The sequence below is a fragment of the Amycolatopsis alba DSM 44262 genome (genome assembly GCF_000384215.1).
In the GTDB taxonomy this organism is placed as follows: Bacteria; Actinomycetota; Actinomycetes; order Mycobacteriales; family Pseudonocardiaceae; genus Amycolatopsis; species Amycolatopsis alba.
This window is the reverse complement of sequence record NZ_KB913032.1, coordinates 5,207,343-5,231,652: the sequence shown is the minus strand read 5'-3', so window position 1 is coordinate 5,231,652 and position 24,310 is coordinate 5,207,343. Positions and strand designations below refer to the sequence as shown.

Sequence of the window (24,310 nt, the reverse complement as noted above, 5' to 3'; positions counted from 1 at the left end):
CTCACTTCTGGTTGCTGAAAGCCGCGTCGAAGGCCGCCGACGGCTTGTCGAACAGGAGCCCCCGCAGATAGGTCACGGCTTCCGCCGCGCCCCGGAGCCGGTCCATGCCGGCGTCCTCCCACTCCACCGAGATCGGACCGGCGTAGCCGATCGAATTCAGTGCGCGGAAACAGTCCTCCCAAGGCACGTCGCCGTGCCCTGTCGAAACGAAGTCCCAGCCGCGTCGGGGATCTCCCCAGGGGAGATGCGAGCCGAGCCTTCCGTTCCGTCCGTCGAACCGTTTCCTGGTGTCCTTGCAGTCCACGTGGTAGATCCGGTCGGCGAAATCGAGGATGAAACCGACCGGGTCGAGGTCCTGCCAGATGAAATGCGAAGGATCCCAATTCAGCCCGAATGCCGGACGGTTGCCGACAGCTTCGAGCGCACGTTTCGTGGTCCAGTAGTCGTAAGCGATTTCCGAGGGATGCACCTCGTGCGCGAACCGCACGCCGACCTCGTCGAAGACGTCGAGGATCGGGTTCCAGCGGTCGGCGAAGTCGGTGTAGCCCTCGTCGATGACCGCCTGCGAGACCGGCGGGAACATCGCGACGTACTTCCAGGTCTTCGAACCGGTGAAGCCGATCACCGTGTCCACACCGAGTTTCGCCGCCGCGCGGGCGGTGTCGGCCATTTCCTGCGCGGCCCGCTGCCGGACGCCTTCGGGTTCACCGTCGCCCCACACCCTGGAAGGGATGATGGCCTGGTGGCGTTCGTCGATCGGGTCGTCACAGATGGCCTGCCCGACGAGGTGGTTGGAGATCGCCCACACCTTGAGGCCGTGCTCGGCGAGCAGCTTGAGACGGCCGGGCACATAGTCCTCTTCGGACAGTGCGCGGTCGACCTCGAAATGGTCGCCGGAACACGCGATTTCGAGGCCGTCATAGCCCCATTCGCTGGCCAGCCTGCACACCTCGGTGAACGGGAGATCCGCCCACTGGCCGGTGAACAGGGTGATCGGACGGCTCATCAGTTCTCCTCGAAGGTGATCGCGTCGACGTCGAACAAACCACCGGAACCGCCCTTGAACACGAGGAACAAGGAGCCGGTGCCGCCGGGGTCGGTGATGGCGGAGGCCGGGATGTCGGCGTAGGTGTCCCAGCCGCCGGTGTTGGCGACGGTGACCGTCTGGACCAGCGGCCCGTCCACCGCGCCCGAGCGGACCTCGATCCTTCCGCCCGCGCCGCCGGATGAGACCCGGTAGCCGATGCCACGGACGCCGACGAGGTTCACCGGGTCGAATTTGATCCAGTCACCGGATTCGATGTGGCCGACGCGTTTGCCGCCACTGGCGCCGGCGTGCCCGACGACCTCGATCCCGCTGGACTGGGTGTAGAACTCCGCCTGCTTCAGCTTGGGCTGCAGGATGGACTCCGCGTCGCCGGTGAGCGCCGGTACGCCGTTGCCGCCGTTGTCGGTGTAACTGGCGTTGATGACGCCGAAGACGTTGGCGTCCGCGCCGTGGCCCTCGTCGGCGGGTGTGGCGATGGTGCCCTCACAGCCCGTCGCGCGGCTCAGCGGATGCCCGTGTCCCTCGTGGCCGAGGATGTATTCGACGGTCACCTTCGAGCAGTCGATCGGGTTGTCCTCCGCATCGGTCACCTCGACCTTGAACGGAACCATGTCGCCGAAGCTGAACACGCTGCCGTTGACCGGCGTCTTCAGCGTGACGACCGGCGCGGTGTTGCCGACGGTGACCACCACGCTCGCGGAGCCGGTCAGCCCGGTGGAGTCGGTGACGGACAGCTTCGCCGTGTACTGACCGTTCGCGGCGTAGGTGTGGGAAACCGGGGCGGCTTCGGTCGAGTCGGTCGTGCCGTTCCCGTCGAAGTCCCAGGCGTAGGTGAGCGCGCCGCCGTCGGGGTCGTTCGTCCCGGTGGGGTCGAACTTGACGGTCAGCGGTGCCTGGCCGGACGTCTTGTCCGCGGTCACCTGGGCGACCGGGGTCTTGCGTCCCTTGGTGTAGTCGATGCGGTAGACGGCGGATTCCTTGGAGCCGCCGAAGTAGCCGGTGCCGTAGTCGAGGACGTAGAGCGCGCCGTCCGGGCCGAACTCGATGTTCATCGGGCGGACCAGGTCCATCGAGTCGAAGAACGGCTTGATGGCGCCGCGTTCACCGTTCTTGCCGACGGTGATCTCCTTGATCCAGCCGCGTTCCCATTCGTAGGCGAAGGTCTTGCCGTTGAAGTACTCCGGGAACTTCGTCTGCGACGGGTTCTTCGCGTCGAACTGGTAGACCGGACCACCCATCGGCGACTCGGGACCGGCGCCGAACTCGGGCACCGAACCGCCGTCGTAGGGGATCCAGGCCTTCTCGACCGGCGGCAGCTCGGTCAGCCCGGTGTTGCGCGGGCTGGTGTTCTTCGGCTTGGCGCAGTCGAAGGCCGCGCCGGACTGCTTGGTGGCGAAGTCGTAGTCGATGAACGGCTGGTTGTCGCCGATGCAGTACGGCCAGCCGAAGTTGCCGGGCTTCTTGATCAGGTTGAACTCGACGGTGCCACCGGGACCGCGCTTCGGGTCGGCCGCACCGGCATCGGGACCGTAGTCGGCGAGGTGGATCCAGCCGGTCTTGCGGTCGACGGCGAACCGGAACGGGTTCCGGAAGCCCATCGCGTAGATCTCCGGCTTGGTCTTGGCCTTGCCCTTCGCGAAGAGGTTGCCCTTGGGGACGGTGTACTTGCCGTTCGCTCCGACCTTGATCCGCAGCACCTTGCCGCGCAGGTCGTTGGTGTTGCCGGAGGAGCGCTGCGCGTCGTAGACCGGGTTGCGGTCAGCGCGTTCGTCGATCGGGGTGAAACCGTCGGAGGAGAACGGGTTGGAATCGTCCCCTGTGGACAGATACAGATTGCCCTGTGCGTCGAAGTCGATCTCGCCGCCGGCGTGGCAGCAGATGCCGCGTTCGGCCGGGACCTGGAGGATCTTCTGCTCGCTCGTGAGGTCGAGCTTGTTGTCGGTGCCGAGCTTGAAGCGCGAGAGCTGGTTGTAGCCCTTGAACGGCTCGAAGTCGGCCGGGGTGCCGTTCTCCGGCGCGTCACCGGCGGGAGTGTTCAGCTTGGGCGCGTAGTACAGGTAGACCCAGCGGTTCTTGGCGAAGTCCGGGTCGATGGCGACCCCCTGGAGGCCGTCCTCGTCGTGGTTGTAGACGGGGATCTGCCCTGCCAGCGAGGTCGTCGCCGAAGAGCTGGTGTACCAGACGCGGCCGTCGCGCGAGGTGTGCAGGACGTCGCGGTTGGGCAGCACCGACAGCGCGATCGGCTCGCCGGTCTTCTCTTCGCCCTTGGCCAGGGTGATCTGGTCGAAGTCCGCGTCGACCGGGTCCTCCTGGGTCTGCTTGGCGCAGCCCGCCTCGCTCAGCTTGGTGGCGTACTTGATGCCACCGGCCAGATGCTTGAGGAAGGCCGGTTCGGCGTAGGACTCCTTGGTGTGCCCGCCGCCGGTGTACCAGGAGCGGCCGCCGGAATTCTCGTGGCACCAGGCGATCGGGTGATCGCCCATCGCGCCGTCACCGGGCTGGTAGCTCTTCTCGTCCAGGCTGGCCAGGACGTTGACCTTGCTCCGCGGGTTCGCGCGGTAGTTGTACCACTCGTCGGTGCGCGGCCAGGTCTCCGGAAGATCCACAGTGGACACATGGCTGCGGTCTTCGACCTTGACGTTCGCCTGCTGGATCTGCGGGTGGGACTTGAAGTACGCGCCCACCAGGTCGCCGTACCAGGGCCAGTCGTACTCGGTGTCGGAGGCGGCGTGCACACCCACGTACCCGCCGCCTCCCTTCACGTACCGCTCGAACGCGGCCTGCTGGTCCGCGTTCAGCACGTCACCGGTGGTGGAAAGCCAGACCACCGCGTTGAAACGCTTGAGGTTCGCGTCGGTGAAGGCCGCCGCGTCCTCGGTGGCCTCCACCGCGAAGTGGTTCTGCGCACCCAGTTCCTTGATCGCTTTGATCCCGTCGGGGATCGAATCGTGCCGGAAGCCCGCGGTCTTGGAGAACACGAGCACCGTCGCCGCTTCGTGCGCCGATGCGGATTGCACCGGTAGCGCGACGCCTGTCAGAGCCGTGACCATGGATGTGAGGAGCACACCCAGTCGTCGTTTCAAAGACATAGCAGTAGCGATCCTTTCGATGAGCGGCGGCGATCAAGGAAGGGGATGCGGGTGGAACGCGCCTTTCTGTGAGGTGAGGCGGGGAGGGTGGTCGTGAGTGGCGATTCGGGTTCTAACCCGAATCGCCACTCACGACCCGCTGGACCGAAGCGCTCCCGTCACGGAGCTGACTTGAGGTGTTGCGAAAGCCACTTTCGCGACGTTGAAGGTTGCGAAAGTGGCTTTCGCAACATCGGCACCGGCGGGCGCGGGCGGCTTTGTCCCGAAAGCCACTTTCGGGACATCAGACGTCGCGAAAGTGGCTTTCGCGACACGCACCAGCCTCAGCACCCCGCCACCTCCTCTACTTCAGGCCTTGCAGCGACAACAACAACGGGTGGACGTCGGTCGCGCCGACGCGGCCGGACGGCTGGAAGGCCGGATCGCTGCACAGCAGCACCGGACCGTCCTCCGCGGAATCCGGCAGCCGTCCGTGCGAGCCGCGCACCCAGCGCGGATCGGTCGGGACGACGTCCATCGCGTACCGGAGCCCGGCGAACTTCTTCGCCAGGTTGAGCCCGGCCCGCGCCTTGGCGAACTTGTCCTCCGGGTCGAAGAACAGCTCGGCGGGGTCGTAGCCCGGTTTGCGGTGGATCTCGACGCCGCGCGCGAAGTCGGGCTTCCGCTCGTCGTCGAGCCAGTAGTAGTAGGTGAACCACGAGTCCGGCTCGGCGACCGCGACGAGTTCCCCGGCGCGTTCGTGGTCGATCCCATAACGAGCCTGCGCCTCGCGGTCGAGGACCTCGTCGACGCCGGTCAGTTCGCCGACGATCGAGCGCACCCGCTCGATATCGGCGGAGTCGCGGACGTAGACGTGGGCGACCTGATGGTCGGCGACGGCGAACGCGCGCGACGCCCACGGGTCGAGGTACTCCATGCCCGCCTGGGTGTAGACCTCCAGCAGACCCTCTCGGCGCAGCGCCCGGTTGATGTCGACCGGCCGGTGCACGTTGGTGATCCCGTACTCGCTGAGCGCGACCACGGTCGCCCCGGCGTTGCGCGCGTCGTCGAGCAGCGGCGAGAGCGCGTTGTCCAGCTCCCGTGCGGCTTTCCGGGCCTGCGGCCCGTCGGGACCGAAGCGCTGCAGGTCGTAGTCCAGGTGCGGGACGTAGGTCAGCAGCAGATCGGGCCGCTTCTCCCGCAGGATCTGCTGTGACGCCCCGATGACCCATTTGCTCGACTTGAGTGACGCCGTCGGGCCCCAGTACTGGAAGAGCGGGAACTCCCCCAGCGCACCGGTCAGCTGATCGTGCAGTTCCGGCGGGCGGATGTAGGCGTCCGGCGATTTGCGGCCGTCGGCGTGGTAGATCGGCCGCGGGGTCACCGTGACGTCGGTGCTCATCCCCATCGCGTACCACCAGCACACGTTCGCCGAGGTGTAGCCGGGATGCGCCGCCCGCGCGGTCTCCCACAGCTTCTCCCCGCCGACGAGCCGGTTGTGCTGGCGCCACAGGAAGATCTCGCCGAGCTCGCGGAAGTACCAGCCGTTGCCGACGATCCCGTGCTGCGCGGGCATGAGCCCGGTGAGGAACGTCGACTGCGCGCTGCACGTGACGGCGGGCAGCACCGTGCCCAGTTCGGCCTGCCAGCCGTCTTTCGCGACGGCGGACAGCTTCGGCATGTCCCGCAACGCCTTCGGGGTCAGCCCGACGACGTCGATGACGACCAGCGGCTTCATGCGGAAACCCCTTCCGTGGCCAGGTTCGCCTTGGCCCACTCGAGTTCGGCGGCGATCCCGCCGACGAGGTCACCCGCGTCCGGGAGCACGCTCCAGGTGTAGGTCTCGACCTCGATATGCGGTGCGCCGGGCAGGCGAGCGGCGACGGTGCGCAGGACGTCCGTCGTGGTGGCCAGCGGCGCGGCCGGAGCCTGGTGCAGCGGCATGTGGAAGTGCACGCGCCACGGCCCCTCCCTCGGCAGCTCCGTCCAGGCTTCCGGCAGATCGTCGGCCTCGTGCACGGCACCGCCCGAGAACTCCCGGACCTGGTGCAGGTAGCGGGGTTCGGCGAACGCCGCCAGCGCTTCCCGCGCCTCGGCGGGCTTTTCGACGTGCAGCGCGGCGGAAGCCTGAACCTTGACGATGTCCAAACCGGACTTCGCGATCGCCGCGAGGGTCTCCGCAGGGTCGGCGAACGACACCGCGAGATGGCAGGTGTCCAGGCACAGCCCGACGTACTCCGGGTCGACGCGACCGGACAGCCAGCCCAGCGCGTCGGCCACGGTGTCGAGCACGCAGCCCGGTTCGGGCTCGACGGCCAGCCGGATCGGCCGGTCGCCGGTGGCCCGGATCGCGCGGACGACCTGTTCGAAGGCCTCGGCCGCGCGGTGGTCGTCGTGCTCGGTCCACGGCTCGCGCCAGGCGAGCGGCAGCGTGGAGATGCTGCCGTAGGTGGCGTCCTCGGCGAGCAGGTCGGACAGCACCGTGACACAGTCGATCGTGTACGCGGCCCGCTTGCCGTTCGTCCATTCAGGACGGTAGACGGCGTGCTTGACGACCTCGTCGTGGAAACCGCCGTACGGGAACGCGTTCAGCGTGTAGACACTCAGCCCCCGCGCGTCCAGTTCCGCGCGGAACCGCTTGCGCGCCTCGACGTCGTCGGCGAGGCCCCGTGCGACCGGCGCGGAAAGCCACAGGCCGACACCGAGCTTGTCGGCGCCCAGCCGCTCGCGTACCGGGAGCGCGTACCGCTCCAGTTGCGCGACGATGCCGTCCACGTCTTCGGCGGGATGGACGTTCGTACAGTAAGAGATCATTTGCGGGCACCTCGCAGCACCGAGTTGCCCTCGAACGTCTCCGCCTCGCCGGTGAAACCGGGCAGCGGGTCGAGGGTGAGCCGTCCACTTTGGTCGTAGAAGTCGACCGGGTTCTGCCACAGGACCTTGTCGACGTCGGCGTCGGTGAAACCGCCGTCGAGCATCGCCTTGCCGGTTTTGGCGGTCTTCAAGGGATCCGAACGGCCCCAGTCGGCGGCCGAGTTGACGATCATCTTCTCCAGCCCGTACTGGCGCAGGATCTCGACCATCCGGTGTTCGTCCATTTTGGTGTCCGGATAGATGGAGAACCCCATCCAGGCACCGGAATCCTTGACCAGCTTGACGGTGACCTCGTTGAGATGGTCGACGATGACACGCTCCGGCGCGATTCCCGCCTCCCGGACGACGTCGAGGGTGCGCTTGGTGCCTTCGAGCTTGTCGCGGTGCGGGGTGTGGACCATCACCGGGAGATCGTGGTCGAGGGCCATCGCCAGCTGACGCGCGAAGACCTCGTCCTCTTCCTTGGTCATCGAGTCGTAGCCGACCTCGCCGACCGCGACGACGCCGTCCTTCGCGAGATACCTCGGGAGCACGTCGAGCACCTCGCGGCAGCGAGGGTCGTTGGCTTCCTTGGGGTTCAGCGCGATCGTGCAGTGGTGCCGGATGCCGAACTGGGCGGCGCGGAACCGTTCCCAGCCGATGAGCGCGTCGAAGTAGTCGGTGTACGAGCCGACGCTGGTGCGCGGCTGCCCCAGCCAGAACGCGGGTTCGACGAGCGCGCGGACACCGGCCGCGTACATGGCTTCGTAGTCGTCGGTGGTCCGGGAGGACATGTGGATGTGGGGATCGAAGATACGCATCGGCTCAGTTCTCCTTGAGCAATGAGAGGGCGTCGGCGGGAACCTCACGTCCGGCCGCCCTGCGTTCGTCGGCGAAATCGGCGAGCATCCGCTTCAGCTCGTCGTCCGCGCGGGTTTCGAGATCCGCGACGGCGGCCAGCGGCACACCGACGAAGACGCATTTGAGGACACCGTGGCGCCACGCGTGGTCGTCCAGGAACCGGGCGAAGGGCCCCATGGCGGCGGCGACCAACCTGATGTCGTTGGCGCGCAAGGCGTCCTCGACCAGTTTGATCCCGGCGTCGGTGACCTCGGCGCCCGGCGACTCCAGCGTGGAGAGCGCCCGCAGGACCCCGCGCCGCTCGGCGTCGTCGCCGTAGCGGTAGAGATCGCGCAGTTCGACCGCCAGCTCAGCCGGGGCCAACCGACCTGCCAGCACCCCGATCAGCCGCGAGCGGGCCGCGTCGTCGACGGTGCCGTGGACCAGGCCCTGCGGATCGATGTCCGGCCGCAGTGCCGCACGGCCGACCTCGCGGCCGACGGCCGGGAAGATCGCACCGATCACCGACGGCTTCTCCCGGATCCGGTCTTCCGCCTTGTCCAGCCACGTTCGCGGCAGAGCCGCGTTCAGCGCCGTGAAGGCGCGTCGCGCGGTGTCGGGCGCGGCGTGGCTGTGCCGGGGCAGTTCGACCGCGGCCAGCCCGGTGTAGCCGATCTCCGCCAGCGCGGCGAGCGTGCCGGGCAGGTCCAGGTGACCGTCGCCGAACTCCAGATGCTCGTGGACCCGCGGCAGCATGTCGTCGAGCTGCACGTTCCACAGCAGCGGCCCGGCGAGGCGGACGCATTCCGCCGCGTTGACCGGCTCGACGGCGACGCAGTGCCCGACGTCGAGCGTGACGCCGAACAGCTCCGGCTCACCGAGTTCCTTGCGCAGGTCCAGGACCTGGCCCAGATGCTGCACGAGGTGACCCGGCTCGGGTTCCATCGCCAGCCGCACGTTCAGTCGCGCGGCGTGCTCCAGAACCGCCGCGACCCCGTCACGCAACCGCGACCACGCGACGTCCGTGTCCACAGTAGACACTCCGGACCAGAACGAGACGCAGTCCGCGCCGAGATCCCCGGCGATCCGCAGAGCCCGCGCCAGGAAGTCGATCCGCAGCGCGGGATCGTCCGACAGCAGCGTCGGTGAGTGCTTGCGCCACGGGTCGAGCAGGTAGCGCGCGCCGGTCTCGATGACGACCCGGTTCAGGCCGAGCGCCGAAAGCCGGGACGCCACGTGGTCGACGTGGCGCGCCAGATCGTCGGCGAACGGGTCGAGGTGGTCGTGGTCCAGGGTCAGCGCCACCCCGGTGTACCCGAGGTCGGCGATGATCGCGAGGGCGTCGTCGAGGCGGTGGTTGGAGAACCCGTTGGTGCCGTATCCGAGGTGAAAACTCATGTGGGGCTCACCTTCCGCGACAGCTTGCGGGCGATCGGCAGCGCGGCCGCGACCAGCGCGGCTCCCAGTACCGAGCCCTTGGCCGTGACCGCCGCCTGCAGCGGCACCATGCCGTGGATGCCGCTCTTGGTCGCCGAGCGGACGGACTTCGCCGACGGGTCGCGGACGGCGTCCGCCTGCGCCTTGCCGACCAGGCCCGCGTAGCCCGAACCGGCCGCCATCGAGGCCGCGCGATGCCAGCCGCCACGTGCGGGTCCGGTCAATGCCAACGTTGTCGCCGCGCAGCTGGTGGCCAGTGCGGCGCGGGCCGTCGCCGGGTTCGCGCCGTGGACCTCCCCTGTGGACAGGGCCGTGACGCCGAGCGTGTGGACGCCCACCGCGGCCGCCGCGGTGGCGGCGAGTCGAGGTTCCCCACCGGCACCCAGCAGGACGTCGAGCGTGCGGCAGGCCGCCATCGCCACCGGTCCGGCCGGGGTCGGCTTGAGCACGGTGTCGTAGGCCCACACCGAAGCCGCGAGCGGGACCGCGACCCGCATCGCCTGACGCCCGCCGCCGAGCGCGGCCAGGCCGAGGCCCGCCGCGGTCAGCGCGACGCCGGTGGTGAGCGCCGCGCCGGCACTCACCCGCCCGGACGGGATCGGCCGCTCGGGACGCTCCACGGCGTCGAGCTTCCGGTCCGCCCAGTCGTTGAGGGCCATCCCGGCCCAGTAGAAGGCGACCGAGGACAGCGGCAGCAGCAGCCGTCGCCCGGTCATCTTGAGTCCAGCCGCGGCGGATCCGGCGACCGTGTCACCGAGCACCGTCAGCGCGGCGGGCGCCCGCACGAGCTCTACATAGGCCTTCACAGGGCTCCCGCCCAGGCGATCAGGCGGGCGGTCTGCTCGGCGAAGCGGTGTTCGTCGCTGCCCAGCGGGTCCTTGAAGAAGAAGCCGAGCTCGGTCAGCGCGCCGCTCTGGCCGCCTGCGTGCGCGGCGGTGACGAAGCGGGCGAGGTCGAGGATCAGCGGCGCCGCGAGCGCGGAGTCGTAGCCGGTCCAGGTGAACTGCAGGCTCATGCGCGCGCCGAGGAAACCCTCGAACGACACGTGGTCCCACGCGGTCTTGATCTCGCCGAGGTCGGGCACGTTGTCGATGTGCAGCGGCGCGGTGACGTCGTCGCCGAGCAGCGCGGCGAGCCCGCGTGCCTTGGATTCCAGCTTGCTGTTCGCGGTCACCGGGTCGGCGAGGGTCTCGCCGTCGCCGCCGCCGAGCAGGTTGGTGCCCGCCCAGGAGCGGACCTTCAGCGCCCGCGCGCTGAACATCGGCGCGAGGACGGTGCGGAGCAGGGTCTCACCGGTCTTGCCGTCACAACCCGCGTACGGCAGGCCTTCCCGCTCGGCGAGCTTCCGCAGTGCGGGCAGGGTGATCCCCGCCGACGGCGTGAACTCGACGTACGGGCTTCCCGCCTTCAGCGCGGCGTAGGCCGACAGGGAACTCGACGGGAGCACCGATCGCGTCGGATCGGCCAGCGCCACTTCGAGCGCGTCGAGATCGTCGTGTTCGGGCAGGTGGGGGCACGGGGCCTCGGTGGAGGACACGTTGAGGGCCACGACCCGAGCGAGGTCGTGCCGGTCGGCGAAAGCTCGGATGTCCGCCGTGAGCCGGGCGGCCGCGTCGGCCTGGGCACCCGTATGCGTCGCCGGGTGGTAGCCGTCGCGGATCTCGGCGTCCACTTCGGCCAGCCCGGACCGGACCGCCGAGAACACCGAGTGCCCGAACACACCGGCGTGGGCCAGCTGTTCGGCACGCTTCTCCAGCGGGGTGTGCACGATGTCGTGTCCGCCGAGGACGAGATCATCCCAGCCAGGCAACGGAACCCCGGCGAACGCGGGCAGTTCGGTGACGCAGCCGCCACCGCCCGTCACCCCCGCGCGCAGCGCCAGCAGCCCTACCGCCGCGGTCGTGGCCACAGACCCCCTCGCGCCGATCAACCAGATGCCCGTGCGCTCGTGAGCAGGCATTTCTCCACCTTTCCCAGCCAAAACAGCCAACCTCGGATGGTCGGATGTTTCGGATCGAACCAAGTCGCAGTGATAGCCGTCATGCGACTTTCGGCTGGATCTACCTGTCAGTTACTCCCCTTCGCCGTGACGCCGGGCACAGCGGTCCATCGGGCCTCTTCGGCCGCGCTGCGCTCGACCGCGTCCAAGACCTGCTGAACCCTCAACCCGTCCTCGAAGGACGGTTCGGGATCCGTGCCGTCGCCGATCGCGGTGAGCAGGTCGGCGACCTCGTTGGTGAAGGTGTGCTCGTAGCCGAGCAGGTGCCCCGGCGGCCACCACGCCCCGACGTACGGATGCTCGGGTTCGGTGACCAGGATCCGGCGGAACCCGGCCTCGGTGGCGGGCTGCCCACCGTCGAAGAAGGACAGTTCGTTCATCGACTCGAAGTCGAACGCGAGGCTCGCCTTCGACCCGTTGATCTCCAGCCGCATCGCGTTCTTGCGGCCCAGCGCGAACCGGGTCGCCTCGAAACTCGCCACGGCGCCGCCGCTGAACCGGCCGAGGAACAGCGCGGTGTCGTCGACGGTGACCTGTCCGGTGCCGCCGTCGCCGTCCGGCCGCTCCTTGACGAAGGTGTTGGTGAGCGCGGAAACCCCGGTGATCTTCTCGCCGGTGACGAACTGGGCGGCGTCGACGATGTGCGCGCCGAGATCGCCCAGCGCGCCCGAGCCCGCCTTGTCCTTGTGCAGCCGCCAGGTCATCGGCGCCTGAGCGTCGGACAGCCAGTCCTGCAGGTACACCGACCGCACGTGGCGGATCTCCCCGAGCGCCCCGCTCGCGACCAGTTTCCTGGCGTGCGCGAGCGCGGGCACCCGGCGGTAGTTGAAGGCAACCATGGACCGGACGCCGTTCGCGCGTGCCTTCGCCGCCGCCTCGGCCATCGCTTCGGCCTCGGCGAGGGTGTTGGCCAGCGGTTTCTCGCACAGCACGTGCTTCCCGGCTTCGAGCGCGGCGATCGCGATCTCGGCGTGGCTGTCGCCCGGCGTGCAGATGTCGACCAGGTCGACGTCGTCGCGGGCGATCAGCGCGCGCCAGTCCGTCTCGACGTCTTCCCAGCCGAACCGTTCCGCCGCGGCCTTCGCCCGCACCTCGTCACGGCCGCCGAGCACGGCGAGTCTCGGGATCAGCGGTGGCGTGAAGAACCGGTGCACGCTGCGCCACGCGTGCGAATGCACCGCACCCATGAACGCGTGGCCCACCATGCCGATCCCGATCGTTTCCCTTGCCGTGCTCATGCCCCTCCTAGATACGCGTGCGTGTGTCGGGTACGCAGGTCTTACGAGTCGAAGCCGACGTCCATGTACTTGTCGACGTTCTCCTTGGTGACCACCGCGGAGTACGTGGTGATCTCGGCGGGGATCTCGTGCTCGGCGAAATCACCGGCCCCCTTGCCCTGGCCGAGCAGCCGTGCGAGCGAGATCGCCGAAGACGCCATCGACGGGCTGTAGAGCACCGTCGCCTTCAGCGGCTCCGCGTCGGACTTGATCAGGTTCATCGCGTTCTTCGAACCCGCGCCGCCCACCATCAGGAAGTTCTTGCGGTTCGCGTTGTTGATCGCCGCGATGACGCCGACACCCTGGTCGTCGTCGTGGTTCCACAGCGCGTCCAGCTTGGCCGCGGACTGCAGCAGGTTCGACGTCTGCTTCTCGCCGGACTCCGGGGTGAAGTCCGCCGAGACCCGCGGTCCGACCTGGAAACCCTGACGGGCCAAGGCGTCCTTGAAGCCCTTGCTGCGTTCCTGGGTCAGCGGCAGCGAGTCGATCCCGGCGACCTCACCGATCACCGGGCTCGCGATGTTCTTCGCCTTCATCTGCTGGGCGATGTAGTTCCCGGCGTTGACGCCCATGCGGTAGTTGTCGCCACCGATCCAGGTGCGGTACGCGAGCGGGGTGTCGAAGACGCGGTCCAGGTTGATCACCTGGATCCCGGCGTCCATCGCCTGCTGGCCCACCGCGGTCAGCGCCTTGCCGTCGAACGGCAGGATCACCAGGACGTTGACCTTGGCGTTGATCAGCGTCTCCACCTGGGAGATCTGCTGGTTGACGTCGTTGGTGCCCTCGGTCGCGTTGAGCGTGACCTCACTGAACTTCTGCGCCTGCGCGCGGGCGTTCTTGGTGATGGCCGCCATCCAGCCGTGGTCCGCGGCCGGGGCCGAGAACCCGATGGTGACCGGGGTTCCGGGCTGCGAGTTCGACCCGGCGTTGGCGACGTTCGCGGCGTTGTTCTGCGCCGGTGCCTCGTTCGAGGTGCACGCGGTCAGCAGCGCACCCGCTCCGACGGCCGCGCCTCCCAGCAGGAAACGGCGGCGGTGCAGGGATTGTTCGGTCATGACGACTCTCCATCCACGGTGATCAAGTACTCGTCTTGGTTTTCTTGACGGAGCGGAACTGCAACAGCGCGGCCAGCACGATGATCACGCCTTTGGCGATGTTCTGGATGTCGGTGTCCAGGTTGTTGAGCGTGAAGATGTTGGACAGCACGGTGAAGATGAGCACGCCGATCAGGGTGCCGATGAGCGAGCCGCGGCCACCGGTGAGCAGGGTGCCGCCGATGACGACCGCCGCGATGGCGTCGAGTTCGTAGAGCAGGCCGTTGGTCGAAGCACCCGCGGTGGTGCGGGCGACGACCATCAGCGCGGCGATGCCGCAGCACAGCCCGGCGACGCCGTAGACGAGCGCGGTGTGCCGTTTGACGTTGATGCCCGCCAGCCGCGACGCCTCGGCGTTGCCGCCGACGGCGAAGGTGCGGCGGCCGAACGTGGTGCGGTTCAGCAGCACCCAGCCGACGGCGAACACCAGCGCGAACATCCAGATCAGCACCGGGATGCCGAGCAGGTCACCGCGGAAGAACTCCAGGAAGCCCGCGTCCGACACCACCTGTGTGCGGCGGCCGCTGATGCGTTCCGCGAGCCCGCGGGCGGAGACGTACATCGCCAGCGTGGCGATGAACGGCACTATCTTCCCGTAGGACACCAGGATCCCGTTGACCAGCCCGCAGCCGAGGCCGACCAGGAGTCCACAAAGGATCATCACGAACGGGCCGTAGGACTGGGTGGCCAAGGTGGTCAGCCAGACACTGGAGAGCGCCACGATCGACCCGACCGAGAGGTCGATGCCGCCCGCGATGATCACGAACGTCATGCCGACGCTGACCACCCCGATGGCCGCGGCGAGCCGCAGGATCGTGGAGATGTTGCCTTCGGTGAAGAACTGGTCGGGCCTGGTCACGCTCCCGACGATGCACAGGATCACCAACACCCCGGTCAGCCCGAGCAACCGTGGGTCGGCCGTGAACCGGAAACCGTTCTTCTTGGGTGGCACGGTTTCCACGGCGGCCTCCGTACGCACCGACTCCGCTTGGTCAGTCACGCCGCACTCCCCTCGAGAATCACGTCGAGCACATCCGCCTCTGTCAGCTCCGCAGACGGCTTTTCAGCCAGGACACGTCCTTCACGCAGCACCAGCACCCGGTCGGACAGTCCGAGTACTTCGGGGATCTCGCTGCTGACCAGCACGATCGCGACCCCGGTCGCGGCCAGTTCCTCGATCAGCCGGTACAGCTCCGCCCGCGCGCCGACGTCGACCCCGCGGGTCGGCTCGTCCAGCAGCAGGACCCGGCAGCCGCGGACCAGCCAGCGGGCGAGCACCGCCTTCTGCTGGTTGCCGCCGGACAGCGTGCGGATGATCCGGTGCGGGTCGGCTGGCCGGAGATCGAGGCGCCGCAGGCTTTCCCCGGCGTCGTCGAGTTCCTTGCCCCGTTCGGTGAAGCCGAACTTCGCGTACTTGCCCAGGCTCGCCAGGGTCACGTTGTGCACGACGGGCAGGTCCAGTAGCAGCCCCTGGCTCTTGCGTTCCTCGGGCGCCAGGCCGATCCCGGCCTTGACCGCCGCGGACACGCTGCCCGGCCGGACCGGTTCTCCGTCGACCGACACCGAGCCCGTGTCCTGCTTGCGCGCGCCGAAGATCGTCTCCAGCAGTTCGCTGCGGCCGGAGCCGACGAGTCCCGCGATACCGACGACTTCGCCCGCGTGCACGGTGAAACTCACGTTCTCGAACTCGCCGACGGTGGTCAGGTTCTCCACCTTGAGGACCTCGTTGGCCGGGTCCACGTGCTCCTGGTGACGCGGGCCGAACACGGTCTCCACCTTGCGGCCCGCCATCAGCGCGACGAGGTCGGCGGTCGGCGTCTCCTTGGCGTCGAGGCCGGTGGAGACGGTCTTGCCGTCCTTGAGCACGGTGACGCGATGCCCGATCCGGCGCAGTTCTTCGAGGCGGTGGGAGATGTAGATGATCGCGACGCCCTCGGCGGTCAGTTCGCCGACGATGCGGAACAGGTTGTCGACCTCTTCACCCGCCAGCGCCGCGGTGGGCTCGTCCATCACCAGCAGCTTCGCGTCGTAGGCGAGCGCCCTCGCCATCGAGACCAGCTGCTGTCCGGCGGCGGACAGCTTGCCGACCTCGGTCGACGGCGTGATCTCCGGATGCCCGAGGCGGGCCATCAGCTTCGCGGCCTTGCTCCGGGACTCGCTGATCCGCGTGAACCCGAACTTCGCGCGCTCGCGGCCGAGGAAGATGTTGTCCGCCACGGAAAGCCCCGGTACCAGGTCGAGTTCCTGGTACATGGTCGCGATCCCGATCTTCAGCGCGGCGACCGGCGACGGCAGCGTGACCGGCTCGCCCTGCCAGAAGATCTCGCCGCCGTCGGGACGATGGGCCCCGGCGAGCGTCTTGATCAGTGTGGACTTGCCCGCGCCGTTCTGGCCGAGCAGGCAGTGCACCTCGCCGGGTTCGACGTCGAAATCGACCCCGTCGAGCGCGCGCACCCCCGGAAAGGTCTTCACGATCCCCCGGACGGATAGCAAGGTCATGCCGGAGCCTCCTCGGCCGTGGTGGGAACTAGCGTCGGATCGGCGAAAAGCCGTTCGATGGCGAGATGCGCGGCGCCGCGCAGCGGGGCGGTGGTGCCCAGCGGCGACGGCTCGACGCGGCACGCGGGCTCGTGCCCGAGCGGACGCGCGGACAGTTCGCGGCGCACCGGTTCGACCAGCCATTCGCCCAGTTCGGCGAAGTAGCCGCCGAGCACGACGACGTCCGGGTCGAGGACGTCGACCACAGTGGACACCGCGATGCCGAGCGCGACCCCGAGTTCCGAGACCGCCCCGACGGCGCGCTGGTCACCGCGCTGCACGCGGTGTTTGAGCAGCCCGACCCGGCCGTCGACGCCGAGCGCGGGATCGTGCAGCGGGTCGCCGGGTGAGGCGGCGCCGCGCAGGACGGCGTTGAGCCCGGCCTTGGTCTCCAGGCAGCCGACGCGGCCGCAGTGACACTGCTCGCCCGACGGGTCGACGGCGATATGCCCGACCTCGCCGGCGAAACCCCTGGCACCGCGCAGGATCGCGCCGCCGGACACGAGTCCGCCGCCGACGCCCATCCCGCCGCTGAGGTAGAAGAGCTCGCGCACACCGCGGCCGACGCCGGCGACCGCCTCGCCGATCGCGCCGAGGTTGGCTTCGTTGTCGACCGCGATGGCGTCGACCGGCAGGCCGAGCCGGGCGGCGAGCAGGTCGGCGATCTCGGCGTCGCGCCAGCGCAGGGTCGGCGCGAACCGCAGCACGGCGGCGGCCGAGTCGACCAGGCCGGGGACGGACACCGTGACGCCGACCGGCTGGTCGTCGCGCAGCACCTGTCCGGCGAGGAAGGCGAGTTCGTCCATGCTCCGGTGCAGTCCGAGCGCGGCGACGTCGGCGGTCTCCGTGCGTTCGGCGACGACGGTGCCGTCCAGGTTCGTGACGACGGCGGCGAAGCGGTCGGCCTCGACACTGAGCGCGAGCCCGCAGGCGCTGGCGCCGTTCAGCTCGACCAGCTGGCTGGGCCTGCCGTTGCCGCCACCCTGGAGTCCGGCGGAGCGGACGAGGCCGCGTTCGGTCAGCTCGGTGGTCAACCCGGAGACGGCCGCTTTGGTGAGCCCGCAGCGCGCCGCGAGCTGGGTACGCGAGAGCGGCCCCGCGCGCAACGCCCGCAGGAGCGCTGCGAGGTTCGAGGTACGTTTTCCCGCCGAGAACCCGTCAGCGCCGTTCGCCGTGCGTGGGCTGACCGGGTCGAGCCGCCCGGATTCCGTCACCGCCACACATCCCTCACTTACGAGTCGGCCGTAACAAACTTTGTTACTTAGCCAGCGAAAGTAGGGTGGTGCGTGTCACCCGTCAAGGTGACAACAGGACAGAAATGTCGACTAAAGCCCGCCATCACCCGAATAGCCGTCCAAATCGGCACAGGCTTTCGTACTTTTCGAGCGAAAGTCTGCACGATCTTGACGTTACTAATCGGAATCGCGTGGATGCCCAACGTGCCGTCGGGCGGTCAACGAGCCGTCAGCTGCTCAGCGTGAAGGCCCGGTCCGTGGCCGACCAGGCGGCGCCGATAACCCCGGCGGTGTCGCCGAGTTCGGACAGCACGATCGGCAGGTTCCCGGTCGCGAGCGGCAGCGACCGCCGGTAGACCGAGCTGCGGATCTCGGCGAGCAGCTGATGCCCGAGCTGCGCGACGCCGCCGCCGATCACGACCATGCCGGGGTTCACGAAACTCACCAGCGAGGCGACCACCTGGCCGAGCCGCCGCCCGCCGTCGCGGATCAGGTTGACCGCGCCGAAGTCGCCGGACGCCGCCGCGCGGCCGACGTCCTGGGCGGTGATCGCGCCGCGGGCCGCCACGACGTCGGCGAGATAGGTCGACCGGCCGCTGCGGGCCAGCGTCAGTCCGTCGCGGGCCAGCGCGGCGCCGCCGAAGTACGCCTCGAGGCAGCCCGTCTCCCCGCAGGCACAGGTCGGCCCGTAGTCGTCGAGGCGGATGTGCCCGATGTCGCCCGCGGTGCCCGCGACGCCGCGGTACACCTTGCCGCCCAGCACGATCCCGCAGCCGATACCCGTACCGATCTTGACGAACACCAGATCGTCAATGGAGCGGGCGACCCCGGCGTGCCGCTCCCCGAGCGCCATCGAGTTCACGTCGTTGTCGACGGTGACCGGGCAGCGCAGCAGCCCGCCGAGATGGTCGCGCACGGAGAACCGGTCCCAGCCAGGCATTATCGGCGGTGCGACCGCCATGCCCTCGGCGAAGCTCACCGGCCCCGGCAGGCCGATCCCGGCGGCGATCAGCTTGCCCGGCGCCTCTTCGCGAATCTTCTCCGCCAGGGCTGTCACGCGCTTGAGGACCGCATGCGGCCCCTGGCGGACGTCGCAGTCCTCGACGGTGTGCACCAGCACCTCGCACGAAGCGTCGGTGAGGGCGACCCCGACCGACGTCGCGCCGACGTCGACCGACAGCACGCGCAGGTCACCCGCCAGCCGCACCAGCGTGGACCGCCTGCCGCCCCGGCTCGCCGACGGGCCCGCGGTTTCGACGAGGCCGACTTCGGCGAGGCGCGCGACCTCGGCGCCCACCCTGGCACGCGGCAGCTCCAACCGCTCCCCCAGCTCGACCCGTGACATCGGCCCTTCGTCCCTCAGCAGCGTGAGCAGCTGGGTCTGGTGCCGGGTTTCGACCATCGGATGCTCCGAGGTGGATGCCGTGCTCATTCCCCTGAGCCTACGGCGTTGTCCACCGAGTGTCCCGAATGCCACGGCGGAGACCGGCCCACGGGATTCGAAACCTTCGGCATCGCCTGGACGGGAACAAACCCACCGCGGCCCGCTAGTCCACTTTGGACAGTTCGGCGCGGACGAGTAGCCACGACGGGACCAGCAGGATCGCGGTCATCCCGACGATCCACCGATGCGTGTCCGCGATGGCCGCCGCGGTCCCCGGAGCGGCGGCGAGACGCGCGGAGACGACCGCGGTCAGGATCGACGTCCCGAAGGAGCCGCCGATCCGTTGCAGCATGGCGAACAGCGGCATCGCGTGGGAAATTCGCTCCTTGGCCACCGACCTCAGCCCGGCGGCGAGTGCCGGGGTGGTGGTCAGCCCGATTCCGCAGCCGCGGACGAACTGCACGGCCGACAACCACCAGTAGTCGTCGGATCCGGTGAGCAGGGCGAGCGGCACCGTCCCGATGATCGTGACGATCAGCCCGGCGAAGATCACCCGCGCGCCGCCGACCCGGTCGGTCAGCCTGCCCGCGAGCGGCAGCGCCAGCACCGTGCCGAGTGCCAGCGGTGCGGTCAGGAACCCGGTGGCGAGGAGACTTTCGTGCCGGACGTCGAGGTAGTACAGCGGCAGGACGATCATCGCACCGAACAGCGCGGCGCCCATGCCGAAGATGACGGCGGCGGCCGAGGAGAACGCGCGGTCACGGAACAGCCGCAGATCGAGCAACGGGGCAGGCGATCGCAACGCGCCGACCGCGAAAATGGCGAGCAGGATCGCCCCGGCGACAGCCGCGATCGGGACGGCTTCGGCGAAGCCGTAGACGAGCAACGGCAGGCCGGTCACGGTGAGGGCCACGCCGCGCCGGTCCAGCGGCTGCGGGTCGGCGGGCCTTTCCCGTGGCAGCCATTTCCGGCCCAGCAGCAAGCTGAGCACCGAGATCGGCACGTTCACCAGGAACAGCCACGGCACGCCGAACCGTTCGGTGAGCACGCTGCCCGCCAGGGTGCCGAGCACGGGGGCGAGGTAGATCGGGATGCTCAGCACGGCCATCATCCGGCCGAGCCGCTTCGGTCCCGCCGTCATCGCGAACAGGATCTGGCCCGCCGGGACCAGCAGCCCGCCGGCGGCGCCTTGCAGGACACGGAAAACGATCAGCGTCTCGATCGACGTCGCCGTCGCGCAGAGCGCGGAGAGCGCCGCGAACAGACCGACGCACACCAGCCAGAGCCTGGCCGCCCCGAAGCGGCGGCTCGCCCAGCCGCTCACCGGCACCATCGCGGCGAGCGCCAGCAGATAGCCGGTGGCGATCCACTGAGCGGTACCGAGCGGTGCACGGAATCCGGCCGCGATCGTGCCGAGCGCGACGTTGACGACGGTCGAGGTGAACATCGACAGGAATCCGCCGACGGTCAGGATCGACGCCATCCCCCACAACGCGGGGGTTATGCGCTCGTCATCGGGACTTCCGATCATCCTACCTGCCCTTCTTATCATCGTTAAGGTCTTAACAGTGATAAGATCATTACGGGTTGTCAAGGTCGATACGGACGGGCAAAGGTGTGCCCATGGTCGTGAGACGGGATGGCTACGTTCGAGCCGCGCTCGAACTCCTCGACGAGGTCGGGCTGGACGGGTTGAGCCTGCGCAGACTCGGGGAGAAGCTCGGCGTGCGGGGTCCCGCGCTCTACACGCACTTCAAGAGCAAGCAGGCGTTGCTCGATCAGATGGCCGAAACCATGCTGGATGAGCAGCTCGCCCCGCTGGACGATCCCGCCGCGATGGGCGATTGGGCCGAGTGGCTGGCCCGGCGGGCCCGCACCATCCGGCGCACGCTGCTGTCCTACCGGGACGGCGCCCGGCTGCACGCGGGCACCCGGCCCACGGAGCGAGCAGCGATGACACCGCTGATCAAACCGCTGCTGGCGGCCGGTTTCGACGAAAGTGACGCGGCGCACGCGATCCTCGCCATCAGCCGGTACACCCTCGGCTGCGCGATCGACGAACAGCAGCACGCCGAGAGCGACCACACCGAGGATCCGGCCGCCTCCTTCGAGTACGGCCTCGCCAGGCTGATCGCCGGGCTCCGCATCGACGTCGAGGTCGCGAATCCGCCAGACCAGGATGTCGCATAGCTGCTGGACTGACTCCCATGACGACCGACAACGCCCGGCTGTTCCGCTCCCTGCATGTCCCGGCCCGCCCGCTGGTGCTGGCCAACGCGTGGGATGTCGCGAGCGCCCGGATCATCGAAGACGCGGGTGCCGCGGCGATCGCCACCACCAGCGCCGGGGTGGCGTGGAGCCTCGGCGCCCCCGACGGCGACCTGCTCGGCCGCGACCTCGCGGTGGACCTGATCGCCAGGATCGCCCGCGTGACAACGGTTCCGGTGACCGCGGACATCGAGGGCGGGCACGCGGACACCCCCGCGGGCGTCACCGAAACCGTCGCCGCGGTGGTGGCGGTCGGCGCGGTCGGGATCAACATCGAGGACGGTCCACGTCCGCCCGAAGACGTGGTCCCGCGGATCGCGGCGGCCCGCGCGGCGAGTGACGAGGTGTTCGTCAACGCCCGGATCGACACCTTCCTCAGGGGCCTCGGCGGGGTGCCGGAAACGTTGGAGCGCGCGACCGCGTACCTGGCGGCGGGAGCGGACGGCATCTTCGTCCCCGGCGCCACCGATCCCGCCGTGATCACCGCGCTCGTCGAAGGCATCGACGCGCCGGTGAACGTGATGGCCCACCCTGGCGCGCCGAGCGTCAAGGAACTGGCCGGACTCGGGGTCGCGCGGGTGAGCGTCGGTTCCGGCATCAGCCAGTCCGCGTACGCCGTCGTGCGGGACAGCGCACGTGAGCTCTTCTCGATCGGTACTTACTCGAGTCTGGAGAACTCCGTCGATTACGGCACCCTGAACACCCTCCTCACCCCACGCGATTAGTCGGCTAACCGCAGGGATCGCCGAGGGTGAAGGCGTAACTCGCGTGATCAGACACGTGACACGTGTGATTGGAGCCGGAACTCACGTGATTGGACGCCGCACTCGGAGTTCCGGCTCTGATCACGCGAGTTCCGGCTTCAAGCACGCGTGTTCCGGCTCTGATCACGCGAGTGCGGTGTCCTGCCGCATTCAGAGGGCGAAACGCGGCAGGGGGCCGGGGGTGTCAGGACCAGAGGTAGCGCCGTTCGGGGCGTCCTGTTCCGCCGTACTTCAGGGTCACCTCGGCCTTCCCCGTCGCCACGAAATGCTCCAGGTACCGGCGCGCGCTCACCCGCGCGACGCCGGTCGCCTCGGCGCATTCGCTCGCCGAAATCCCGCCGGACGCGCCGCGCAGCGCGGTCTCCACCAGCCGCGCGGTTTCGGCGGTGAGCCCCTTGGGCAGCACCGGTTTCGCGCTCGGCCGCGAGCCGAAGACCTGGTCGACGTCGGCCTGCCCGGCCTCGGCCAGCCGGTCCAGCCGCCGGTGCAGCGACGCGAAATGGGTGAGCTGATCACGCAGAGACGCGTACTCGAACGGCTTGATCAGATAGTGCAGGACCCCGCCCCGCATCGCCTGCCGCACGGTTTCCACGTCGGTCGCCGCGGTGATCAGGATGACGTCGACGTCCTCGGTCGCGCGCAGTTCCCGCAGCACGGAAAGCCCGTCAAGATCGGGAAGGTAGACGTCCAGCAGCACCAGGTCCGGTTTCAGCTCCCGCGCCAGGCGGAGCGCGTCGGCGCCGGTGTGCGCGACCCCGACCACGGCGAAGCCCTCCGTGCGCGCGACGTATCCACTGTGGACTTTCGCGACCATGAAATCGTCGTCGACGACGAGCACCCGGATCATCGCGGCAACCTCGCCGTGAACACCGCGCCGCCGGAGTTGTGCACCTCGACGGAACCGCCGCGCCGGACGCACGCCTGCCGGATCAGCGCGAGCCCGAGACCGCGCTGTCCGTGCGCCGCGGCCTTCGTGGTGAAGCCGTGCTCGAACACTTCCTCGGCGATCTCCGGCGCGACTCCCGGCCCGGAATCGCGGACCTCGACCCGCACTTCGTCCTCCTCCTGCCACACACCGACCTCGATCCAGCCCTGCTCGCCACCCAAGGCATCCAGGGCGTTGTCGACGAGATTTCCCAGCACCGTCACCAAATCCGTGGAGAGCGCGTCCTCGACGCGGTCCAGTTCGCTGTCCGGGGCCATCCGCAACCCGACCCCGCGTTCCGCCGCCAGCGACGCCTTCGCGATCAGCAGCGCCGCGACCGCCGGATCGCCGACGCGCGAACCGACCTCCGCGCGCCACTCCCCCTGCGCCGAACTGATCCGGCTGACGTAGCCGCGGACTTCGTCGTACTCACCGAGTTCCAGCAGCCCGGAGATGGTGTGCAGCCGGTTGCTGAACTCGTGCGCCTGCGCCCGCAGCGTGTCGGTGGCGTGCCTGCTGGCGTCGAGTTCGTCCCGCAGGGTCATCAGATCGGTGCGGTCCCGCAGGGTGACGACGGCACCCCGCACGTCGATCGGCATCCGGTTCAGCGTCAGCACCTTCCCTTGCCTCAGCACGATCTGGTCGGCGCCGGTCGCGCGGCCGGTGAGCAGGTCGCGGATCCGCTCGTTGAGGTCGAGGTCCTCGACCGACCGGCCGACGGCGTCGTCCGGCAGGGCCAGCAGCGCGCGGGCCTGATCGTTCACCAGGGTGATCCGGTGCTGCGGGTCCAGCCCGACGACGCCCTCCTTGATGCCGTGCAGGAGCGCCTCCCGGTTCTCCACCAGCGCGGTGATCTCGTGCGGTTCCAGGCCGAGCGTCTGGTTCTTCACTCGCCGCGCCAGCAGCAGCGAACCGCTCACGCCGATCACCAGCGCGACCCCCAGCACCCGCAGGGCGTTGTCCGGCGAGTCGAGGAAACCGGCGAAGAAACCGGGCGACTTCGAGCCCGCCGCGACCATGCGGACCACCTTGCCGCCCTTTTCGTCGAGCACCGGGACGTGCGCCACGATCGAACCGTCCAGTTCGCCGACCCACGACCGTCCGGAAAGGACGGTGCTGTCCCCGATGTCGAGCGTGCTCCGGAGCTGATCCGGATACGGCGAAGCGAGCACATAGCGCTGGGAGTCGGCGATGACGACGAAATCGACCCCGGAGAAGCTCCGCGCGGTCTCGGCGGGCGCGGCGAGTTCGAACGGGCCGTTTTCGAGGTCGCCCACGACGCTCTGCGCCGCGACGGTCTCCGCGACCGAGAGCACCCGGCGTCCCTCGGTGGTGCGGAAGTTGTTCCCCGCCTGGGTGACGGCCAGTACGCCCACCGCGCACAGTAGGCAGCTGACGACTACCAGTTGCCACACGAGGAGCTGGCGGGCCAAGGAACCCCGAGCACCCATCGCCACCTCCGCGTGACCACAACGACCACAACAACCCTTAGGCCCGCAAGCGGGACATCTCTGTTTACACGAGTGCAACATGTCCAACCACGCGGCAGAGAGGCGGGGATCACAGTGAAGCCCAGTAGC

At 69.0% G+C, this 24,310-nt stretch carries 19 protein-coding genes; 2 read left to right on the top strand and 17 right to left on the bottom strand.

Annotated elements, in window-relative coordinates; translation table 11 throughout:
* Position 1: 1 nt before the first annotated feature.
* From AMYAL_RS0125030 to AMYAL_RS0124960, 15 genes are all read right to left on the bottom strand, one after another.
* Positions 2 to 1,006 carry a sugar phosphate isomerase/epimerase family protein gene (locus tag AMYAL_RS0125030; protein ID WP_020634004.1) on the bottom strand — a complete coding sequence of 335 codons (1,005 nt, stop codon included), beginning with the start codon at positions 1,004 to 1,006 and terminating at the stop codon, positions 2 to 4.
* Positions 1,006 to 4,098 carry a ThuA domain-containing protein gene (locus tag AMYAL_RS0125025; RefSeq protein WP_020634003.1) on the bottom strand — a complete coding sequence of 1,031 codons (3,093 nt, stop codon included), beginning with the start codon at positions 4,096 to 4,098 and terminating at the stop codon, positions 1,006 to 1,008. Before AMYAL_RS0125025 ends, AMYAL_RS0125030 begins: the two co-directional genes overlap by 1 nt.
* Positions 4,099 to 4,480: 382 nt before the next feature.
* Positions 4,481 to 5,854 (bottom strand): alkaline phosphatase family protein, encoded by a 1,374-nt coding sequence (locus AMYAL_RS0125020; RefSeq protein WP_020634002.1) that lies wholly within the window; start codon positions 5,852 to 5,854, stop codon positions 4,481 to 4,483.
* Complete coding sequence (gene eboE / locus AMYAL_RS0125015; protein ID WP_020634001.1) at positions 5,851 to 6,930, bottom strand: metabolite traffic protein EboE; 1,080 nt, start codon at positions 6,928 to 6,930, stop codon at positions 5,851 to 5,853. The genes AMYAL_RS0125020 and eboE overlap by 4 nt, the downstream gene beginning before the upstream one ends.
* Complete coding sequence (locus tag AMYAL_RS0125010) at positions 6,927 to 7,790, bottom strand: TatD family hydrolase (RefSeq protein ID WP_020634000.1); 864 nt, start codon at positions 7,788 to 7,790, stop codon at positions 6,927 to 6,929. Before AMYAL_RS0125010 ends, eboE begins: the two co-directional genes overlap by 4 nt.
* 4 nt (positions 7,791 to 7,794) lie before the next feature.
* Positions 7,795 to 9,207: an EboA domain-containing protein gene (locus tag AMYAL_RS0125005; protein ID WP_020633999.1), complete on the bottom strand. Its 1,413-nt coding sequence runs from the start codon at positions 9,205 to 9,207 to the stop codon at positions 7,795 to 7,797.
* Positions 9,204 to 10,052, bottom strand: a complete 849-nt coding sequence (locus tag AMYAL_RS0125000) for an SCO3242 family prenyltransferase (RefSeq protein ID WP_020633998.1) — start codon at positions 10,050 to 10,052, stop codon at positions 9,204 to 9,206. The genes AMYAL_RS0125005 and AMYAL_RS0125000 overlap by 4 nt, the downstream gene beginning before the upstream one ends.
* Positions 10,049 to 11,206 carry an inositol-3-phosphate synthase gene (locus AMYAL_RS0124995; RefSeq protein WP_026467415.1) on the bottom strand — a complete coding sequence of 386 codons (1,158 nt, stop codon included), beginning with the start codon at positions 11,204 to 11,206 and terminating at the stop codon, positions 10,049 to 10,051. Before AMYAL_RS0124995 ends, AMYAL_RS0125000 begins: the two co-directional genes overlap by 4 nt.
* A 107-nt stretch (positions 11,207 to 11,313) precedes the next feature.
* A complete protein-coding gene (locus AMYAL_RS0124990; RefSeq protein ID WP_020633996.1) occupies positions 11,314 to 12,483 on the bottom strand; it encodes a Gfo/Idh/MocA family protein in 1,170 nt (389 codons plus the stop codon).
* A gap of 41 nt (positions 12,484 to 12,524) precedes the next feature.
* Positions 12,525 to 13,577 carry a substrate-binding domain-containing protein gene (locus AMYAL_RS0124985; protein WP_020633995.1) on the bottom strand — a complete coding sequence of 351 codons (1,053 nt, stop codon included), beginning with the start codon at positions 13,575 to 13,577 and terminating at the stop codon, positions 12,525 to 12,527.
* Between the two features lie 22 nt (positions 13,578 to 13,599).
* A complete protein-coding gene (locus AMYAL_RS0124980; protein WP_020633994.1) occupies positions 13,600 to 14,616 on the bottom strand; it encodes an ABC transporter permease in 1,017 nt (338 codons plus the stop codon).
* A complete protein-coding gene (locus AMYAL_RS0124975) occupies positions 14,613 to 16,115 on the bottom strand; it encodes a sugar ABC transporter ATP-binding protein (RefSeq protein WP_020633993.1) in 1,503 nt (500 codons plus the stop codon). The genes AMYAL_RS0124980 and AMYAL_RS0124975 overlap by 4 nt, the downstream gene beginning before the upstream one ends.
* Positions 16,112 to 17,368 (bottom strand): ROK family transcriptional regulator, encoded by a 1,257-nt coding sequence (locus AMYAL_RS0124970; RefSeq protein WP_245193028.1) that lies wholly within the window; start codon positions 17,366 to 17,368, stop codon positions 16,112 to 16,114. Before AMYAL_RS0124970 ends, AMYAL_RS0124975 begins: the two co-directional genes overlap by 4 nt.
* Positions 17,369 to 17,618: 250 nt before the next feature.
* Positions 17,619 to 18,821 (bottom strand): ROK family transcriptional regulator, encoded by a 1,203-nt coding sequence (locus tag AMYAL_RS0124965; protein WP_020633991.1) that lies wholly within the window; start codon positions 18,819 to 18,821, stop codon positions 17,619 to 17,621.
* A 115-nt stretch (positions 18,822 to 18,936) separates the two neighbouring features.
* Positions 18,937 to 20,304, bottom strand: a complete 1,368-nt coding sequence (locus AMYAL_RS0124960) for a DHA2 family efflux MFS transporter permease subunit (protein ID WP_026467414.1) — start codon at positions 20,302 to 20,304, stop codon at positions 18,937 to 18,939.
* Positions 20,305 to 20,396: 92 nt separating this feature from the next.
* On the opposite strand from AMYAL_RS0124960, the gene AMYAL_RS0124955 reads away from it, so the two are divergent.
* Positions 20,397 to 20,963 (top strand): TetR/AcrR family transcriptional regulator C-terminal domain-containing protein, encoded by a 567-nt coding sequence (locus AMYAL_RS0124955; RefSeq protein WP_020633989.1) that lies wholly within the window; start codon positions 20,397 to 20,399, stop codon positions 20,961 to 20,963.
* Between the two features lie 17 nt (positions 20,964 to 20,980).
* On the top strand, positions 20,981 to 21,766 hold the full coding sequence (locus AMYAL_RS0124950; RefSeq protein ID WP_020633988.1) for an isocitrate lyase/PEP mutase family protein: 786 nt from the start codon (positions 20,981 to 20,983) through the stop codon (positions 21,764 to 21,766).
* A 223-nt stretch (positions 21,767 to 21,989) separates the two neighbouring features.
* Here AMYAL_RS0124950 and AMYAL_RS0124945 read toward each other — a convergent pair whose 3' ends face one another.
* Both AMYAL_RS0124945 and AMYAL_RS0124940 read right to left on the bottom strand, forming a co-directional pair.
* Positions 21,990 to 22,652: a response regulator gene (locus AMYAL_RS0124945; RefSeq protein ID WP_020633987.1), complete on the bottom strand. Its 663-nt coding sequence runs from the start codon at positions 22,650 to 22,652 to the stop codon at positions 21,990 to 21,992.
* The gene (locus AMYAL_RS0124940; protein ID WP_026467413.1) at positions 22,649 to 24,181 is read right to left on the bottom strand and encodes a sensor histidine kinase; all 1,533 of its coding nucleotides are present in this window, start codon (positions 24,179 to 24,181) and stop codon (positions 22,649 to 22,651) included. The genes AMYAL_RS0124945 and AMYAL_RS0124940 overlap by 4 nt, the downstream gene beginning before the upstream one ends.
* Positions 24,182 to 24,310 lie beyond the last annotated feature (129 nt).

Coding starts and splice junctions, on each gene's coding strand:
- AMYAL_RS0125030 (WP_020634004.1), bottom strand. CDS start 1,006: ATGAGCCGTCCGATCACCCTGTTCACCGGCCAGTGGGCGGATCTCCCG.
- AMYAL_RS0125025 (WP_020634003.1), bottom strand. CDS start 4,098: ATGGTCACGGCTCTGACAGGCGTCGCGCTACCGGTGCAATCCGCATCG.
- AMYAL_RS0125020 (WP_020634002.1), bottom strand. CDS start 5,854: ATGAAGCCGCTGGTCGTCATCGACGTCGTCGGGCTGACCCCGAAGGCG.
- eboE (WP_020634001.1), bottom strand. CDS start 6,930: ATGATCTCTTACTGTACGAACGTCCATCCCGCCGAAGACGTGGACGGC.
- AMYAL_RS0125010 (WP_020634000.1), bottom strand. CDS start 7,790: ATGCGTATCTTCGATCCCCACATCCACATGTCCTCCCGGACCACCGAC.
- AMYAL_RS0125005 (WP_020633999.1), bottom strand. CDS start 9,207: ATGAGTTTTCACCTCGGATACGGCACCAACGGGTTCTCCAACCACCGC.
- AMYAL_RS0124995 (WP_026467415.1), bottom strand. CDS start 11,206: ATGCCTGCTCACGAGCGCACGGGCATCTGGTTGATCGGCGCGAGGGGG.
- AMYAL_RS0124990 (WP_020633996.1), bottom strand. CDS start 12,483: ATGAGCACGGCAAGGGAAACGATCGGGATCGGCATGGTGGGCCACGCG.
- AMYAL_RS0124985 (WP_020633995.1), bottom strand. CDS start 13,577: ATGACCGAACAATCCCTGCACCGCCGCCGTTTCCTGCTGGGAGGCGCG.
- AMYAL_RS0124975 (WP_020633993.1), bottom strand. CDS start 16,115: ATGACCTTGCTATCCGTCCGGGGGATCGTGAAGACCTTTCCGGGGGTG.
- AMYAL_RS0124965 (WP_020633991.1), bottom strand. CDS start 18,821: ATGAGCACGGCATCCACCTCGGAGCATCCGATGGTCGAAACCCGGCAC.
- AMYAL_RS0124960 (WP_026467414.1), bottom strand. CDS start 20,304: ATGATCGGAAGTCCCGATGACGAGCGCATAACCCCCGCGTTGTGGGGG.
- AMYAL_RS0124955 (WP_020633989.1), top strand. CDS start 20,397: ATGGTCGTGAGACGGGATGGCTACGTTCGAGCCGCGCTCGAACTCCTC.
- AMYAL_RS0124950 (WP_020633988.1), top strand. CDS start 20,981: ATGACGACCGACAACGCCCGGCTGTTCCGCTCCCTGCATGTCCCGGCC.
- AMYAL_RS0124945 (WP_020633987.1), bottom strand. CDS start 22,652: ATGATCCGGGTGCTCGTCGTCGACGACGATTTCATGGTCGCGAAAGTC.
- AMYAL_RS0124940 (WP_026467413.1), bottom strand. CDS start 24,181: ATGGGTGCTCGGGGTTCCTTGGCCCGCCAGCTCCTCGTGTGGCAACTG.